12 protein-coding genes and 1 pseudogene are annotated in these 17,956 nt (G+C 71.8%); 4 read left to right on the top strand and 9 right to left on the bottom strand.

Annotated elements, in window-relative coordinates:
* Positions 1-23: 23 nt before the first annotated feature.
* A complete protein-coding gene (locus tag ACFY1L_RS24915; protein ID WP_388828238.1) occupies positions 24-1,319 on the bottom strand; it encodes a class I SAM-dependent methyltransferase in 1,296 nt (431 codons plus the stop codon).
* Between the two features lie 187 nt (positions 1,320-1,506).
* On the opposite strand from ACFY1L_RS24915, the gene ACFY1L_RS24910 reads away from it, so the two are divergent.
* The 4 genes from ACFY1L_RS24910 to ACFY1L_RS24895 are packed head-to-tail and all read left to right on the top strand — an operon-like array spanning position 1,507 to position 5,897.
* Positions 1,507-2,739, top strand: coding sequence for a hypothetical protein (locus tag ACFY1L_RS24910; protein ID WP_388828235.1), 1,233 nt, complete (start codon positions 1,507-1,509; stop codon positions 2,737-2,739).
* Positions 2,736-3,896, top strand: a complete 1,161-nt coding sequence (locus ACFY1L_RS24905; RefSeq protein ID WP_388828232.1) for a hypothetical protein — start codon at positions 2,736-2,738, stop codon at positions 3,894-3,896. Before ACFY1L_RS24910 ends, ACFY1L_RS24905 begins: the two co-directional genes overlap by 4 nt.
* On the top strand, positions 3,893-4,075 hold the full coding sequence (locus tag ACFY1L_RS24900; RefSeq protein WP_388828229.1) for a hypothetical protein: 183 nt from the start codon (positions 3,893-3,895) through the stop codon (positions 4,073-4,075). The genes ACFY1L_RS24905 and ACFY1L_RS24900 overlap by 4 nt, the downstream gene beginning before the upstream one ends.
* A 7-nt stretch (positions 4,076-4,082) precedes the next feature.
* The gene (locus ACFY1L_RS24895; RefSeq protein ID WP_388828226.1) at positions 4,083-5,897 is read left to right on the top strand and encodes an HEXXH motif domain-containing protein; all 1,815 of its coding nucleotides are present in this window, start codon (positions 4,083-4,085) and stop codon (positions 5,895-5,897) included.
* Between the two features lie 12 nt (positions 5,898-5,909).
* On the opposite strand, the gene fxsT is transcribed toward ACFY1L_RS24895, so the two are convergent.
* From fxsT to eno, 8 genes and pseudogenes are all read right to left on the bottom strand, one after another.
* Positions 5,910-9,710, bottom strand: a complete 3,801-nt coding sequence (gene fxsT / locus ACFY1L_RS24890; RefSeq protein ID WP_388828223.1) for an FxSxx-COOH system tetratricopeptide repeat protein — start codon at positions 9,708-9,710, stop codon at positions 5,910-5,912.
* Positions 9,707-10,714, bottom strand: a complete 1,008-nt coding sequence (locus tag ACFY1L_RS24885; protein ID WP_388828220.1) for a MoxR family ATPase — start codon at positions 10,712-10,714, stop codon at positions 9,707-9,709. Before ACFY1L_RS24885 ends, fxsT begins: the two co-directional genes overlap by 4 nt.
* A gap of 13 nt (positions 10,715-10,727) precedes the next feature.
* Positions 10,728-12,296: a hypothetical protein gene (locus ACFY1L_RS24880; protein ID WP_388828217.1), complete on the bottom strand. Its 1,569-nt coding sequence runs from the start codon at positions 12,294-12,296 to the stop codon at positions 10,728-10,730.
* A 123-nt stretch (positions 12,297-12,419) separates the two neighbouring features.
* Positions 12,420-13,808, bottom strand: a complete 1,389-nt coding sequence (locus ACFY1L_RS24875; RefSeq protein ID WP_388828214.1) for an NAD(P)/FAD-dependent oxidoreductase — start codon at positions 13,806-13,808, stop codon at positions 12,420-12,422.
* 479 nt (positions 13,809-14,287) lie between these two features.
* Positions 14,288-15,244, bottom strand: a complete 957-nt coding sequence (locus tag ACFY1L_RS24870; protein ID WP_388828420.1) for an exopolyphosphatase — start codon at positions 15,242-15,244, stop codon at positions 14,288-14,290.
* 204 nt (positions 15,245-15,448) lie between these two features.
* Positions 15,449-15,850, bottom strand: a pseudogene (locus ACFY1L_RS24865) (DUF501 domain-containing protein); the annotation flags it as partial.
* 62 nt (positions 15,851-15,912) lie between these two features.
* Positions 15,913-16,389, bottom strand: a complete 477-nt coding sequence (locus ACFY1L_RS24860; protein ID WP_388828211.1) for a septum formation initiator family protein — start codon at positions 16,387-16,389, stop codon at positions 15,913-15,915.
* Between the two features lie 99 nt (positions 16,390-16,488).
* A complete protein-coding gene (gene eno / locus ACFY1L_RS24855; RefSeq protein WP_388828417.1) occupies positions 16,489-17,775 on the bottom strand; it encodes a phosphopyruvate hydratase in 1,287 nt (428 codons plus the stop codon).
* Positions 17,776-17,956: the final 181 nt, after the last annotated feature.

Below are 17,956 nucleotides of genomic sequence, written 5' to 3'. Positions count from 1 at the left end.
GGGCCCCTTCGTACGTACGGGACTCACGCACCCCAAGTGCGGGCGCGCAGCGGCATCCGGGAGTCCCCGCCGTCGGGTGTGCGCACCGCCAGCACCTGGTTCACGCCGATGCGGTTGCGCTCGAAGGCGAGGGCGCAGGCGGCCATGTACAGCCGCCAGACGCGAGCGCGGCCGGGCCCTGCCAGCCGCATCGCGCGCGCCCAGTCGACCTCCAGATTGGCCACCCAGCGGCGCAGGGTGAGCCCGTAGTGCTCGCGGATGGCCTCGACGTCCCGCACCTCGAACCCGGCGCGCTCCAGTTGGGTGACGGTGGTGCCGAGGGGGGCGAGTTCACCGTCGGGGAAGACGTAGGCGTCGATGAACTCGTCGACGTTGTACGAGGATTCGTCGCGCTGCGGGCGACGGGCGATCTGGTGGTTCAGCAGCCGCCCGCCGGGCTTGAGGAGCCGGTGCAGGTCCTCGGCGTACTCCAAGTACTTGTCCGCGCCCACGTGTTCGGCCATCCCGATCGACGCGATGGTGTCGTACGGGCCGTCGGCGACGTCCCGGTAGTCCTGCACCCGGATCTCGACCCGGTCGGTCAGGCCCTCGCCGGCGACGCGCTTGCGGGCGTACGCGGCCTGTTCCTGCGACAGCGTGATGCCGACAACGCTCACGCCGTGCTCACGGGCGGCGTGGATGGCCAGGGAGCCCCAGCCGCAGCCGACGTCGAGGAGTCGCTGACCGGGCGTCAGTTCCAGCTTGCGGCAGATGAGTTCGAGCTTGTCGCGCTGGGCGTCCTCGAGGGTGGCGTCGGCGGTGGGCCAGTAGGCGCACGAGTAGACCATCGACGGGCCGAGGACGATCTCGTAGAAGTCGTTGCCGACGTCGTAGTGGTGGCTGATGGCGCGTTTGTCACTGCGCTTGGTGTGCAGATGGCCACGGGATCTGCGGACCTCCTCGCGCGGCGGGGCGGGCGGCAGCGGAATCCCGGCGACCTTCACGAGCCCGCCCACGGCCCGGCGCACCTCCGGGTCCCGCACCATCTGGACCAGGCTCCTGGCGTCCTCCCCGCGCTCCCACACCAGCTCCGACAACAGGTCGAGGGCGAGATAGAAATCCCCCTCGATGTCCAGGTCGCCCGCGACCCAGGCCCGGGCGAGCCCCAGCTCCCCCGGCTTCCACAGCAGCCTCCGCACGGCCCGGCGGTTGCGCACGACCAGGGCCGGCGCGCCCGGCGGCCCCGCCTGCGAACCGTCCCAGGCGCGGATGCGCAGCGGGAGCGGCACTCCCAGCAACTGTTCGACGAGGCTCTTCAGCCGCAGCGCGGCGTCAGCCATGGCGCACACCTCCATGACGACCGATCCCGGAATGTCCAACACCACGTAAACAAAAAAGCGAGGTCCGCGCAGTCCCCCAGGGGCGTTACAGCTGGGCAAAACACATGTAGACGCCACGTGTCCGGGCGGGCGCCCGCGGTCCTGCGGCCCTCTGTTCCCGTATCCCCGCAACCCGCACACTGGCGGCATGTCGACGCTGCTCTTCGTGCATGGGACGGGCGTCCGCGAGGCAGGTGTACTCGCCGTGGTCGACGTGCTCGCCCGGCGCCTGGCACCGTTGCGGCCGGACGTGACCGTCGCCGCCTGCTCCTGGGGTGCCGAGGAAGGGGCGCGGCTGAACGCGGGCGGTGCCTCGGTGCCGGACTACGAGCGCACCCGCGCCCCGGACGAGGAGGCCGAGCCCGATCCGGTCGACGCCTGGCTGCTGCTGTACGCCGATCCGCTGTACGAGCTGCGCCTCGCAGGCGTCGGGGAGGCGGCGGATCCGCCACCGGGCGCAGTGCTGCCCGGGGAGTACGCCGAGGAGACCGTACGGTCGCTGCTGGCACCCGGCGGTCTGGGCCGATTACGCACCCTGGCGGACACGGCGGGCCTGACCGACCGGCTGCCGGACGCCCTGGCCGCCGTACTGGACACGGACTCCTGGGCGGACGCCCGCACCGAGCTCGCCGACGATCCCGGGCTGCCACTGCTGCTGGCCCGCGCGGCCGTGGCCGAAGCGGCGCGGCAGTTGTCGGCCGAACCGGGCGGCCGCAAGGGGTCACCGGAGGCGGGTGCGGTCGAGGGTGACGGCCGGGCCCGTGACGAACTGGTCGACGCCCTCGCCGAGGCCCTGGGCGGGCCGAAGCCGGGCACGGAGCCGCGCTCGATCGCCTCCCGGGTCGGCCTCCTGACCGCCCGTACGGCCCTCCGGCTCGGTGCGGCCCGGTCCGTGGAACGCCGCCGGGGCGCCCTGACCGACGCCGGCCATCCGGCCGCCGGCGACATCCTGCGCTACCTGGCCCGCGGCGACGGCATCCGCGCCGTCCTCGCCCGGCGCATCGCGCAGTGCGCGGCCGACGGAGGCGGTCCGGTGACCGTGCTCGGTCACAGCCTGGGCGGCATCGCGGCGGTCGACCTGCTGGCCGCCGGGCCGCAACCGGAAGTGGCCCGCCTGGTGACCGTGGGCTCACAGGCCCCGTTCCTCTACGAGATCGGCGCCCTGCCCGGCCTTCCGTTCGGTGCTGCGCTGCGACCCGGTTTCCCACCGTGGATCAACGTCTACGACCGCCGCGACCTGCTCGCGTTCGTCGCCGAGCCCCTCTTTCCGGACCAGGCTCGCGACATCCCGCTGGACAGCCGTCAACCGTTCCCGTACGCACACAGCGCCTACTGGTCCCATCCCGGCCTGTACACCCTGCTCGCCCGGGAGCTGCCGTGACGCCGTTCTCCGTCCCGCCCTCCCGCACCAGCGCGATCGTGGTCGGCGTCGAGTCCTACGAGGCCGGCCCGGACTGGGACCTCGACGGGCCCGCCGAGGACGCCCGCCGGTTCGCCGACTGGTTCCTGGAGCGTGGCGTTCCCCCGGACCGGGTGAGCGTCCTGGTCTCGCCGCTCGAGCGCAACGCGGCGGTCTGGCGGCAGCGCCCGCACCCCGTGCACCCCGCGGACCAGGCGACCGTGCACCGCGAGCTGCTGCGCCGGATTGCGGGGGAGGACGGGGATCTGCTGTGGGTGGTGTGGGGCGGGCACGGGGTGGTGGATGCCGCCGGACACCGACGGGTGTTCTGTTCCGACGCCCTTGACGGCGACCGCGTCAATCTGGATCTTGACGAGGCACTCGTGTTCTTCCGTTCGAACGCCGTCGCGGCGTTCCGCCGGCAGCTGTGGCTGGTCGACGCCTGCCAAACGATCACCGACGTACGGCGCGCCCGCCGTGCGCTTCCTCGCTCCACCTTCGCCGCGGGCTCTCCCGCCGCCCGGCACGACCAGTCGGCCCTGTTCGCCGTCCGTGCGGGCGAGCGTGCCCTCAACCTCTCGGGTGAACGCACCGGCCTGTTCAGCCGGGAGGTACTGCGCCTGCTCGCCGACACCGATCCCACCCGCTGGCCTCCCGACGCGGACGCCCTGCACGCCTCGCTCCGTGACACCTTCACCGACCTGCGGGCGCGGGGGTTTGCCCGGCAGACGCCCATTCATCTGTGGTCACGGGGCTGGGACGGTTCGGAGGGTCAGTTGCTGGCCACGGGCACACCTGCGGCCCCTGCCGAGGCGCGACCGTCCAACGCGGCGGTCGGCGCCGTCGTGGAGGCCCTGCTCGCCGTCCCCGAGTGGCGTTCACCGGCCGCCAGGCAGGAGTTGATCGGCCTGGTCCGGGGAGACATCGGCCTGTGGGCCGTGGTTCCCGAACAGCCCACGCCCCGGTTGACGGCGTTCGCCGTCGTCCGCACCTGTCTGCGTTACGCCGGTGCGCTGCAGGAATTGGTGGAGGCGGTTCGCCTCTGCGCCGGGGACGCGCCCGAGGTCAAGGCGCTGTTTCAGGCGGTCGACGCCCTCCTGATGTCAGGCCGGGGATCGGGCTCTACGATTCGCCCATGACGAGACAGCACGTGGCGGCAGCGGCGTCGATCACCGACCCGATTTTGCCTGACTTTTCGGACATGCCCCTCGACCAGCTTCCGCCCCTGGACGACCCGGCCGTCGCGCCGGCCGTCACGGCTGTGCTGCACGACGTCGCACGTCCCCTCAGTACCGTGGCAGGCAGCCAGGGAAGCTGAATCCGACGTGACAAGGCAACACCGGCTGTCCGCAACGACTTTGGAGGCGTTGGGCTCGGCCGGGGACAGTGCGCCGTCGGTGGGGGAACTGCTGTCGGCCGAGTACAGCCGCCGTCTGCTGCTGCTGAGGATCCTGCTGGAGCGGGGCGCCGCCGCGGCCGACTCCGCGGGGCGGCTGCCGATCGGCAAGGAGGCCTGGGATCTGCTGGCCCGGGCCCAGCGACAGGCTCCCGAGCGCTTCCGGCAGGTGCTGCTCGACCCGCAGACCGGCGCCTGGGCCGCCCGCGCACTGCGCGCCATGGCACAGCACCAGGAAGCGGAGACGGCCGACGCCGTACCGTTCTGGGTCGAGTTCGGCGGTCTGCACCGGCTCGCCGTCTCGGCCGCCGCACTCGCCGGTCTCGAGTTCAGCATCGAGGTGCCCGTCGCGTCCGGCCAGGTGCTGCTGCCGCGCCTCGGCCGGGTCGAACTGACGCCCACGGAGCCGTACTCGACGGCCGCGGTGCAGGGCGGACCGAACGGCCTGGAGGTGGGCGGCGTACGCGTCCCCGCGAACCCCGAGGCTTCCGCTCCCGGATGGTCGGGGCTCCGGCGGCTACGGGCCGGGTGCGACGGTCAGGTCCTGGACGTCGCCCTGGACGACCTGGGGTGGCCGCCCACCGGTGGCACCGGCACTCCCGAGCGGCTCACCGACAAGGAGTACGCGGACTGGGAGCTGCGCGTCGAGCAGGCCTGGACGATGCTGGTGCGCGACCATCCGGACAGTGCCGCCGCCCTCTCGGCAGGGCTGCTGTCACTGGCGCCGCTGCCGCACGGGGAGCGGTTGCGACCGCACAGCGCCACGTCGTCCGATGCGTTCGGCTGCGTCGTGCTGTCCGCCCCGCATCCGGACGACGAGACCGCCGCCGCGGCGGAGCTGGCGGTCACGCTCATCCACGAGTTCCGGCACTCGGTGCTCAACGGACTCATGCGACTGGCCCCGCTGCACGACGGCACGGACGGCGACCTCTACCACGCACCGTGGCGGGACGATCCACGCCCACTGGTCGGGCTCTTGCACGGGGCATATGCCTTCGCGGGAGTCACGGCCTTCTGGCGCACCCGGCGGCAGCTCGACGAAGGGCCGGCCGGACAGCTCGCCCACTTCGAGTTCGCCCTGTGGCGGCGCCAGACCCGGGCCGTCCTGGACACACTCAGGGAACGGCCCGGGCTGACGACGGCAGGGCGACGGCTGGTCGACGGCCTGACCCAGGAGCTCGACCCGTGGCTGGTGGAGCCCGTACCGGAACCTGCCGCCGCACTCGCCGATCTGGCCGCGGTGCACCATCGCGCCTCCTGGCGGGCGTATCACGTACGTCCCGAACGGTCCGCCGTCGAAGAGGCGGCCGCGGCCGTCACCTCCGGAGCCGTGCCGGGGAACGCCGGCCGAAGCGGCCCCACGGTGAGCACCGACCCCGAGGGGTGCCGGCTGGACGTCCTCGCCCTGCTCGCCCGGCTCCGGCTCACCGACCCGGCGGCCTTCGGCCGGCTCCGGGACGGCGCCGAGCACCTGCCCGGGTCGTTGCCCGCCGACCTCGCCCTGGTCACCGGCGATCTGGCGCGCGCGGAGACGCTGTACGCCGCCGAGCTCGACCGTCCCGGCCGGACCGCCCGCCCCAGCGCCTGGGCGGGACTCGGCCTGACCCTGCGGGCGCAGGGGGCGCCCGCGCCCCGACTGCTGCTCGACCAGCCCGAGTTGATGCGTGCCGTCGCCGCCGAGCTGGGCGGCCGTGTCACCTCCCGGGAGCTCGTGTCGCTGGCCGCCGGGCCGGCACGGGACTGACCGGCCGCCGGGTCACAGCGGCATCGGATCGATGTCGCAGTTGGCCCGGCGGTCCCAGTCCAGGGCCTGGAGGACGGCGGGGTGTTCGGAGCCCAGCGTGGTGCCGAGCCGGTCGGTGGTCTCGGCATGCAGCGTCTGGGCCTGCTGCACCGCCCCGGTCGCCCTCAGGTCGAGAGCCAGGTTCGCGGCACACGCCAGCGCGGAGGGATGGTTCTCGTCGAACACCTCCACCGTGCAGGCGAGGGTCTCGGTGTCCAGGTCCCGGGCTCCTTCGGCATCCCCCAGCGCGAAGCGGTCGCTCGCCAGGTTCGTGGCGCACACGAGGGTCAACGGGTGCCGGCCGCCGAGCCGTTCACGCAGCAGCTGCAGGGACTCCTCGTCGATCTCGCGTGCCTTCTCCAGGTCCCCGGCCAGCCGTAGGGTCACCGCCAGGTTCACCCAGGAGGCGACGGTGTGCGGGTGGGTCGGGCCGAACGTGGCCGCGTACTGGCCGTGGATACGGGTGCCCAGTTCGAAGGCCGCGTCGAGTTCGCCGGAGTGCCGCATGTTCACCGTCACCTCCAGGTTCGCCGCGAGCGACTCCGGGTCGTGCTCGCCGTAGCGGGAGAGCAGCCGGCGCAGGGCGCCGTCCGCCGCCTGCCGGGCCTCGTCGTGACGGCCGGCCTTGCGGCGGGCGACGGCGAGGTGGCGCAGGCAGGACATGGTGAGCGGGTTCTCGCTCCCGAGGGCGCGACGGCACTGGGAGGTGATGTCCTCCTGGAAGGTGAGCGACTGGTGGTAGTCGCCGAGTTCGCGGATGTCCACGATCAGCCCCAGCCGGGTGACCAGGCTCACCGCGTGGTCCTGCCCGAACATCTGCACCTTGCGGGACCAGGTGTCCTCGTCCAGCCGCCGGGCCCGGTCGAACAGCCCGGCCAGCCGCAGGCTCACGCCCACGTTGTGGGCCGCCCGCAGAGTGTCCGGGTCCTCGTCGCCGTTGAGCCGCACCAGGCGCTCGTGGACGGACTCGGAGAGTTCGAGGGCCTCGCCGAACTTCCCCTGCACCCGCCGGTCGATGGCCACGTTGCCCAGGGCGTCCACGGTCTCGGGGTGATCCTCGCCGAGCCGGCGCCGGTAGGCCTCCAGCGCTTCGGCGTTGAGCCGCGCGGCGTCCTCGTAGCGGCCGCTGCTGAAGTTCAGCACGCCCAGCCACTTCGCCACCAGGAGCGTCTGCTCCTCGTCGGGGCCGAACCTGTCCTTCCAGATCTGGTGCGCCTCGGTGGCCAGTTCGCTGCCGGTGTCGTAATCCCCCCACCGGCACAGGTACTTGACCTCGTTGATGATCAGTTCCCGCACCCACTGGTCGTCGGAGTGCACCGCGCCGGAGGCCATGACGTGCGGGGTCAGCTCGGCGTAGCGGTCCCAGTGGCCGGCGTGCTCCGGGTTGGAGGGGTCGTAGGCGACGAGGAGCTGGTGGGCACCGCGGCGCATCCGCTCCTGCTCCTCGTCGGTCATCCTGGCCTGGAGCGCCATCTGGACCAGTCGGTGCATCTGGATCGCGTTCGCCCGGTGGTCCATACGCGCCAGCGAGAAGCGGCCGATCTCCCGGATGACCTGTGCCTGCCGGATCGGATCGCGCAGTGCCTGGTCCAGCTCGGGCGCGATGGAGCGTTCCCGGAGCATGTTGAAGAGGTTCCGGGGAATCGGCTCGGGGGCGCAGAACGAACACACCTGGAGCAGCTGGAGGGCGGCCGGGTTCTTCGCCTCCAGCTGGTCCAGGGAGACGTTCCAGGCGGCGATCACGGGCGCCTTGTAGTCGGGGGACTCGGTCTCGTCCAGCAGCTCCAGCCGCTTCTCCTCGAACAGCCGTAAGTACTCGTCCGCCGACATACCGGTCTCGGCCAGCCAGGCGGCCGCCTGCTCGACCGCCAGCGGAAGGTCACCGAGGGCGCCCGCGAGCCGGCCGGCCTCGTCGTCGGTGAGCTCGGGGGTGCGGCGGCGCAGCAGCTGCATGCTCTCCGTGCGGGCGAACACGTCGACCTCCAGCGGCCGCGCGATGCTGGACCACTGGGGGTTGCGGGAGGTGACGAGGATGTTGCCGGTGCCGCCGGCCGGGAAATAGGCCCGTACGGTCTCGGGGCTCTCGGCATTGTCGAAGACGAGCAGCCAGTCCTCGTACGGCTCCCCGCGGCGCAGCGCCTCCAGCACGGCCGGCACGGCGGTGCCCGCCTCGCCGCTGGTCTTCAGTCCCAGGCGCAGGGCGAGTTCGGCCAGCGAGCGGACGATCTGACTGGTGCGTTCGGCGGGAATCCACCACACCACGTCGTAGTCGCTGAGCTGCCGGTAGAGATATTCGACGACCAGGGCGGACTTGCCGACGCCGCCCATGCCGTGCAGGGCGTTCGGCAGGACGGCCGTGGCGCGTTCGCGCTGGAGGCGGCGGTGCAGGCTGTCCAGCAGGTCCTCACGGCCGATGAAGTTGGCGTTCTGCGGCGGCACATTGCCCCACACCGCGGGGGTGCTCCCGGACCGCGTACCGCTCTGCGGGCGGCTGGCCTCGACCATCTCCGGACCCCTTTCCTCGGTGACCGCGTGCGTCGATGACGGTGGTTGTCTGCGTTCGGGCGGCCGGACGTGCGCGCGGCGCAGCCGGCGGGCGACCATGTGTTCGGCCAGAGCCTGGCCCATCCGGGCGGCGGGCTCCAGCCCCGGGCCGGAAAGAGCGCCGAGAACGGCCTTCTGGGCGGTGAGCCACGGGAAGGTCTCCTCGTCGACCCGAACGCTCGGGGACGTGTGCGGTTCGGCCATCAGGCGTGGCAGCTCCCACAGCCGCCGCGAGACCGGGCCCAGGCCGTCCGTGACCGTCGCCACCAGCCGGCGCAGCTCGTCCTTGCGCAGATACGCCAGCAGCTCCTCGCGCACGCCGGTGACGAAGTCCCAGCGCACCCGCTGCGCGTCGGTGCGGACCCGGTCCACCGGCCGCACCAGGCCGTACGCGAACAACTGGGCGAGGCTGTCCGGCCCCGCCTTGGGCAGGCACAGCCTTCGCACCCGGTCGATCAGCGGCCAGGTCAGCGGGATCGCGGCGAGCAGCACCCCCAGCTGGAAGACCTCGGGCGGCGCCCAGCGCCGGAAGCCCTCGGCGAGTTCGTACGGCCGCACGGGCACGGGTGGGGCCGGGGACGCGAAGGCGGCCGCCATGCCGCTCGCGGCGCGGCCGGCGAAGGTGACCGGGAAGGGGGCGGGGCCGGTCTCCTCGGCGGTCAACAGCCGGGCCCAGCAAGCGAGTTCCCCGGCGTCGAGCGCCAGCACCGGTACGGGGATCAGGGCACCGGCGCCGGGTGGTCCGGCCGCGTCGGGGGCGATGCCGCGAACCCGGCAACGCAGCCGGTGTGCCGGGGCGCCACGTCCGGCGGGCCGCAGAAACGCCGGCCAGGTGGTGAGTGCGCCCCGGTCCCACAGGCTCCGGGGCAGCAGATGGACGACGGCCACCGGGCCGTGCGCCGCCCAGCGGGCCAGTGCGGTCTGGGTACGCCCGGACGCCCATCCCTCCCCCCAGCCGTCGGTCAGCAGCAGGAGCACCCGTCCCGGCCCGCCCGGCAGCGCCCGCCCGTCGCCTCCCTCGCGCAGCGCGACCCGGCCGAACGCCCCGCAGCGGCGCACGAGTTCGGTGAGCTCCCGGGCGGTCTGCCGCCATACGTCGGCGGCGGGCCCGTCGTCCAGCACGACCACGGCATCGGGGCGGCCCGGCAGGACGGCGAACCGACGCAGCGCGCGCAGCACGGCACGCCGGTCGGACAGCCCACCCGCAGGATGACCCCGACAGGCGCTCATTCGCCCCTCCCCCCGCCCCGCCGCCACAGCGCGTCAAGGGCCGCCTGCCCCGGGTATTCCCCCTCCGAGTTCCAGCCACCCCCTTGGGCCCGGACCGCTCCCAGCCACATCGCGTCCTGCAGCGCCCCGGCCGACGGGACCCGGCCGGGTTCCATCCCCTCCACCACCCGAAGCGCCGTCCGCCATGCCGGCTCGACCATTTCGGGCGGCAGCCACGACGCGGCCAGCCGCTCGGGTTCGGGTGGACCGGGTAATCGCAGCGGCATGCAGCGCTCCACGAAGGCGGGCGACAGGCTCTCCTCGTCCTCGGCGGTGATCACCACGACGGGGAACTGCAGGCACTGCACGCGGCCTTCGGCCACCTCGGCGCCGGGCCCGTCGTCGGCCGCGACCCGGGCCGACGGGGTCGAGCGCAGCTCGGGGACGCAGAAGCCGCCGTCCTCGAAGACGCCCTGCAGTTCGTCGGCGAGAGCCACATCGCTGCGGTCCAGCCCCTCGATCAGCAGCATCCGGGGCCGTTCGTACGGCAGCAGGGCGGTGCCGAGCGGGCCCAGCCGGACGAACCTCCCGGGGTCGGCGTCCGCCTGCCCGGCCGCACCGGCCGAGATCCGGGCGACCGCGTCGTAGGAGAACAGTCCCTCGCGCAGCGTGGTACGGCTGCTGATCCACCAGCGCAGCACCCGGCCGAGGCCCAGTTCGCGGCCGATCCGGTGGGCGAGGCTGGTCTTGCCCGCTCCGTGCGGACCGGTCACCAGCAGCGGGCGGCGCAGCAGGACGGCGGCGTTCACCACGGCGAGCCCGTCCGCGTCGAGGTCCGGGCCGGCCGGCGCCGCTTCGCCCACGCCCAGATAGCGGGCGGCCCCGGGGTCCTCGTCCGGCGGGGCGGGTCGTACGGGCCCGCCGCCGAAGCGGCGCCACGGCGGGGGCGACGGCCAGGGCGCACGTTCCTCGGAGGCCGGCGGCTGCGCTTCTCCCCGGTACATCCACCAGGACTCGGCTTCCAACGCGGGCTCCCTTCTACAGGGCCCCCGAGCCCAGGGGGTCGTCGGGGGCGAACGGTGTGCGCGGCGGTGCGTAGGGGTTGCGGTCGGGGTCGTCCCAGAGGACGGCCAGATGGCGGCTCGGGGAGTCCTGCGCCTGGGCCAGGTGTCTGCGGCGGGCGACGGTGACCTTGGTGGGCAGTTCGGCCAGCCGGGGGCGGATCAGACGGCGGACGTACCTCCTGATCTCCTCGTTCGTCTCCTCGGTGCGGTGCCACACCAGGACCGGTGTCCCGGTCCGCAGGGCGGCCTCGGCCTCGCGCCACCCGCGGGACCGCTCGTGCTCCGGCGGTCCGCTCAGCACCACAGCGACATACGGCTCCTCCTTGAGCTGCGCCACCAGCCGCGTCAGATCCCCGGTGCCGGGCGGGAAGTCCACCGGGTCCATGAACTTGTGCTTGGACCCCGGCTCTTCGAGCTGGTCCCAGCGCTGCCGCCAGACCCGGTGCCAGCTGTGGTTGCGCAGCCGGTCCAGACTCCGGACGACGAAGGGGTAGTGGGCGGCGAGTTCGGCCTGTGGCCCGGGCCGGCCGACGAACCAACCGTGCACGTCGAGGTTGAGCAGCTCCAACGGGAGGACGATCTCCAACTGGAGTTCCCCTCTGCGTTGCCCGGCGCCCTCCTCCTCCTCGGCCAGCGAGACCACCTCGTCGACCGCTATCTCCAGATGCTCGCGGTCGGCGGTGCGGTGTCCGCGCCCGGGGATCGGCTCGGGGTCGCCCGGTAACTGCAGCCAGTAGGAGACCCGATACGTTTCGACGGACCGGTCCTCGTGGGTGACACCGATGATCAGGTAGTCGCTGGCCTGCGACGGAACGTGCGCTGTCCTGAGCACGCGGGGGGCCAGGGCGTCCAACCGGGCGGCCAGCTCCGGGCTCTGTTCCTTCTCCAGGGCGGTCTTGCGGGTGAGGGCGAACAGTTCACGCCCATCCGCGCCGCCGAGTTCCTTGCCGAGCCGCACCATCAGCAGCATCCACGGCGGCACCCCTCCCGGCGGGGCTGTGTGCCCGACGAGGTGGAGCAGCGCGTCCCACGCCGAGTCGCAGTGCAGCGGTGCGGCGGTGACCCGCTCCTCGGTGGCGAACCGGACGGCGTCCGTGGCGTCCCCGCTCAACTTCTCTTGCAGCCAGGCCCACTTGCGGCCGAACAGGACCAGGGCACCCGCGGCGTTCCACTCGTCGGCCAGCCGGTGCACGGCCAGCGTCTGATAACTGCCCGGGTCCACCTGGTCCAGGGCCCTCGCGAGCTCGGGCAGTAGACACGGCCCGCCGAAATGCTGCGTACAGGTCCTGCCGAGCGACAGGCACCACAGCCGCGTCGTCGGAGTCTCGACCAGTTCGAGCGAGCGTCCGGCCTCGTCCCGCAACACGTCGAGCAGCAGGATCCTGGCGGCCTGGTGCGCCAGGACCTGGATGGCGGACAGGGCTCGGACGACGTCGTCCCGGATCCTGCTGTGGATCACGTCCAGCTCTTCGGGCACCGCGCCGCCCCCTCCCCCGACCCCCCGTTGGGCCGCACCGAGCGCACCGATGAGTATCCGCTCCATCACCTACGGGCGTAAGGGTTGTGACGACCGGTCAGGAAGCCACGGACGCCCCCGGACACACCGAAGGGGCCGCCCGCACCACGGATGGCGGGCGGCCCCTTCGGGCTGTCGGACGACCTGAGGTCAGGAGGCCTTGGCCTTCTCCTCGGTCTTCTCCTTCGGGGCCGAGGCGACCGGGGCCGGCTTCGCGGCCTCGTAGAACTCCTCGCGCGGGTGCTCCATCGCGCCGAGGGAGACGACCTCGCGCTTGAGGAACATGCCGAGGGTCCAGTCGGCGAAGACGCGGACCTTGCGGTTCCAGGTCGGCATGGCCAGACCGTGGTAGCCACGGTGCATGTACCAGGCGAGACGACCCTTGAGCTTGATCTTCATCTTGCCCATGACGATCATCGCGACGCCCTTGTGCAGGCCGAGACCCGCGACGGCGCCCTTGTTGCCGTGGCTGTAGTCCTTCTGCGGGAAGCCCCGCATACCGGAGATCACGTTGTCACCGAGGACCTTGGCCTGACGCAGCGCGTGCTGGGCGTTCGGCGGGCACCAGGCGTTCTCGTTGCCCGCCTTGCGGCCGACGAGGTCCGGGACCTGGGCGTTGTCGCCGGCGGCCCAGATGTAGTCGGTGCCCTGGACCTGGAGGGTCGGCGCGCAGTCGACGTGACCGCGGGGGCCGAGCGGGAGGCCGTAACGGGAAAGGACCGGGTTCGGCTTGACGCCGGCCGTCCACACGATGGTGTTGGAGTCGACCTCGAGGCCGTTCTTCAGGACGACGTGGCCGTCGACGCAGGAGTCCATCGAGGTGGAGAGGTAGATCTCCACACCGCGGCTCTCCAGGTGCTCCTTGCCGTAGGCGCCCAGCTTGGGGCCGACCTCGGGAAGGATCTTGTCGGCGGCGTCGACGAGGATGAACCGCATGTCCTCACGGGACACGTTGTTGTAGTACTTGGCCGCGTCGCGGGCCAGGTCCTCGACCTCACCGATGGTCTCCGCGCCGGCGAAGCCGCCGCCGACGAAGACGAAGGTGAGCGCCTTGCGGCGGATCTCCTCGTCCTTCGTGGAGTCGGCCTTGTCGAGCTGCTCGAGGACGTGGTTGCGCAGGCCGATGGCCTCCTCGACGCCCTTCATACCGATGCCCTGCTCGGCGAGGCCGGGGATCGGGAAGGTGCGGGAGACCGCGCCGAGCGCGATCACCAGGTAGTCGAAGGGCAGCTCGTACGCCTCGCCGACCAGCGGGGCGATCGTGGCGACCTTGCGGTCCTGGTCGATGGTGGTGACCCGGCCGGTGAGAACCTCCGCCTTCGGCAGCACGCGTCGCAACGGGACGACGACGTGGCGCGGGGAGATGTTGCCGGCGGCGGCTTCGGGGAGGAAGGGCTGGTAGGTCATGTACGACCGGGGGTCGACGACCGTGACGGTCGCCTCGCCGTAGCGCATCTTCTTGAGGATGCGCCGAGCTGCGTACAGGCCTACGTACCCACCGCCTACTACGAGGATCCTGGGACGCTCCGTGGTGCTCATGCCATCGAGTATCCACCCGCCCCAGGGGGGTCGCTCGTGCGCCCCTTCACAAGCTCTTGCAGGGGGTGTGCTATCCTCCGCGACCCGCGTGACGCAGGTCATGATCCGGCGAGGAACTCCGGGTCCGGTACGCCCCGTTGTCAATGCCGCGTGAGCTGCCTCTCTTGGTCTCCGGACCACCGGCGAGCCGTCCGAAACGACCCCGCGCAACACCCTTCCGAAACGCCCTCGACCCGCCGGTTTGAACACGTTCACCGACCACTCGAACCCCCGGAAGGGCCAACCGGGCCACTTTCGTCCCTCGACAGGGCCGAATTCCTTGTGAAGAACTTCACGAACTTTCTCGGCGGGGCGTCCGAGAGGGCTCTCCGAGGGGCCTTCAGAGGGCGTTTTCACGACCCCCGACACGACCCCCCGGACGCGCTCATACGTTATCCGACCTGCTCAGCAGAGGGCTACTGTTCGGTAGCAAAGGAGACCTATGCCACCGACCACGCGATGCCGTCGAGGATGTCGTGCTCGCTCACGACAACCTCCTCCGCGTCGATCCGGTCCATGATCGACAGCAGTACGAGGGCTCCCGCGGCGATGACGTCGACGCGCCCCGGGTGCATGGAGGCGACCGCGGCGCGCTCGGCATGGGTGGAGTGCAGCAGCCACTCGGTGATCTCGCGGACCTTGGCGCGGGAGATGCGGGAGTGGTGGATGCGTTCCGAGTCGTACTCGGGCAGGTCCTGGGCGATCGCCGACACGGTCGTGACCGACCCCGCGAGCCCGACCAGCGTGCGGGCCTCGCGCAGCGGGACCGTCTCCTCGGCGAGGTCGAGTGCGCGCTCGATGTCGGCGCGCATGGCCGCGATCTGCTCCTCGGTGGGCGGGTCGGTGACCGCGCCGTCCGTTACGAGATGCCGTTCGGTCATCCGTACACATCCGACGTCGACCGAGCGCGCGGCGCGGACGTGCTCCTCGCCCACGACGAACTCGGTGGAGCCGCCGCCGATGTCGACGACCAGGTAGGGCCGGGCGAGGTCGTCACGGCCCTTGAGCTCCTTGGTCGCGCCGGTGAAGGAGAACTCGGCCTCCTGCTCGCCGGAGATGACCTCGGGTTCGACGCCGAGGATGTCCACGACGCCTCGTACGAAATCGTCGCGGTTCGAGGCGTCCCGGGAGGCCGACGTGGCCACGAACCGCACCTTCGCGGCGTCCAGTTCGCGGATCACCTGCGCGTACTCCCGGCACGCCGCGAACGTCCGCTCCAGCGCCTCGGGCGCCAGCCGGCCGGTGCGGTCCACGTCCTGGCCGAGCCGCACGATGGTCATGCGCCGGTCGAGCTCCAGCAGTTCGCCCGTCGCCGGGTTCACGTCCGCGACGAGCAGGCGGATGGAGTTCGTACCGCAGTCCACGGCGGCGACCCGGCTGAAGCCTTCGGGGACCAGCGGGGCGTTCGCGAAGAAGCCGCTGCGGACCTCGGCGGGGTCGGAGACCACGCCCTCCTCGCCGGGGAGTTCGTCCGCCGGGTCGGGTGCCACCAGCGGCTGCACGCACGGGCCCTTGCGCCACCACTCCGGCAGCATCGCGATCGCCTCGTCGCCGAGCGGGTTGACGCCCGGACCGGCGGCCAGGGAGTGCCCCACCAGTACGTGCAGGCACTTCACCCGGTCCGGCATGCCGCCGGCGCTGGGGAAGCCCTCCAGGACCTCGATGGCGTCACGGCGCGCGATGTAGTCCTCGTGCGCGGCCCGGTAGGCGGCGGCGAGCTCCGGGTCGGTCTGCAGCCGCTCGGTCATCTCCTTCATGACGCCGTTGGCCTCCAGCGTGCCGATCGCCGAGGCGGCACGGGGGCACGTCAGGTAGTACGTCGTCGGGAAGGGCGTGCCGTCGGGCAGCCGGGGCGCCGTCTCGACGACGTCCGGCTGGCCGCACGGGCAGCGGTGCGCGATGGCGCGCAGCCCGCGCGGCGGCCGCCCGAGCTGCTGCTTGAAGGCCTCGACGTCGGCGTCGGTGGGCTCGGTGCGCGGGGTGGGCGGCGGGGGCGTTTCCATGCCGTACGAAAGTCTCTCTGCTGTCTCGCTGATGCTGTGTCTGTTCAAAGGAAAAGGTCGGTTCACTGGTCGGAGGCGTCGGACTTGTCGACCCCGTCCCAGACGTTGGCGTACCAGGGGCGGTCGGCCGCGGTGTGGTCGGCGCGCGCCTTCTTGGCCGCGTCCGGGTCGATGACGATGTAGCCCGTCTCCCCCGGCATCACATAGTGCAGCCGCAGCCGGATCTGCTGCTCGGCGTACGAGTCGTCCTGCCAGCGCGCCTTGAGGTCGCGCAGCTGCTCGACCCGCTGTCTGGCCTGCTCCTTCTGCCGCTGGAGGTCCGCGATGTCGGCGCGCTGGGAGACGTACTGCCTTATCGGGTACGCGAGCGCCACGACGAGCGAGCACAGGACCAGCACGAGCAGCGCGGCCCGGCCGGTCAGCCGGGAGCGCCGGGCCTGCCGCTTGGTCTGGGAGCGGTAGACACGGGCCGCGGTCTGCTCGCCGAGCAGCCTGATCCTGGTCGCGGTGGAGAAACGGTCCCGGTCCTTCACGGCCATCTCCGCTTCCCCTTTCACACGCGCGTACGTCCCCGCACACGGTACGGGACCGAGTACGGGGACGTACGTACGACTGGCTAAGGCTTACCCCAGGTTGGGTCAGCCCTTGAAGCGGGGGAAGGCCGAACGGCCCGCGTACACCGCCGCGTCGTCGAGGATCTCCTCGATGCGCAGCAGCTGGTTGTACTTGGCGACGCGCTCGGAGCGGGCCGGGGCGCCGGTCTTGATCTGGCCGCAGTTGGTGGCGACGGCCAGGTCGGCGATGGTGACGTCCTCGGTCTCGCCGGAGCGGTGGGACATCATGCACTTGAAGCCGCTGCGCTGGGCGAGCTCGACGGCGTCCAGGGTCTCGGTGAGCGAACCGATCTGGTTCACCTTCACGAGCAGCGCGTTGGCGGCGCCGTCCTCGATGCCGCGGGCCAGGCGCTCCGGGTTGGTGACGAACAGGTCGTCGCCGACGAGCTGGACCTGGTCGCCGAGCTTGTCGGTGATGACCTTCCAGCCGGCCCAGTCGTCCTCGAACAGCGGGTCCTCGATGGAGACGAGCGGGTAGGCGGCGACGAGCTCCTCGTAGTACTCCGTCATCTCGGCGGCCGAGCGCTCCTTGCCCTCGAAGAGGTACTTGCCGTCCTTGTAGAACTCGGAGGCGGCGACGTCGAGCGCGAGGGCGATCTGCTCGCCCGGGGCGTAACCGGCTTCCTTGATGGCCTCGAGGATGAGGTCGAGGGCGGCACGGTTGGAGTCCAGGTTCGGGGCGAAGCCGCCCTCGTCGCCGAGGCCGGTGGACAGGCCCTTGGTCTTCAGCACCTTCTTGAGGGTGTGGTAGACCTCGGTGCCCCAGCGCAGGGCCTCGGAGAAGGACTCCGCGCCGATCGGGGCGATCATGAACTCCTGGATGTCCACGTTGGAGTCGGCGTGCGAGCCGCCGTTCAGGATGTTCATCATCGGCACCGGCAGCAGGTGCGCGTTCGGGCCGCCCAGGTAGCGGAAGAGCGGGAGGTCGCTGGCCTCGGAGGCGGCGTGGGCGACGGCGAGGGAGACGCCGAGGATGGCGTTGGCGCCGAGCGAGCCCTTGTTGTCGGTGGCGTCCAGGTCGAACATCGCCTGGTCGATCAGGCGCTGCTCGGTGGCGTCGTAGCCGACCAGCTCCGGGCCGATCTGCTCGATGACGGCGAGGACGGCCTTCTCGACACCCTTGCCCTGGTAGCGGTTGGGGTCACCGTCGCGGAGCTCGATGGCCTCGAAGGCACCGGTGGAGGCACCGGACGGGACGGCGGCACGACCCGTGCTGCCGTCGTCGAGGCCGACCTCGACCTCGACCGTGGGGTTGCCTCGGGAGTCCAGGATTTCCCGGGCTACGACGACGTCGATGGACGGCACGAGCATCTCCTTCATGGATGTGACGCGGCTACGGCAGTACCGCAGTGGCTCTGCGAGACGAGCCTAACCGCCTCCGGCCGATCGGCCACGCTGCCGACCACCCCTTGAGCCGAACCGAGAGTAAATTGTTTCCGAACGGAACAAAGCGCGAGGGCAAAAAGAGCCCCGCCCCGGTGCGTACGGGGGA

This window comes from Streptomyces sp. NPDC001663 (assembly GCF_042893105.1).
Classification (GTDB): Bacteria; Actinomycetota; Actinomycetes; order Streptomycetales; family Streptomycetaceae; genus Streptomyces.
The sequence above is the reverse complement of the archived record's forward strand: the minus strand, read 5'-3'. Positions and strand labels throughout refer to the sequence as shown.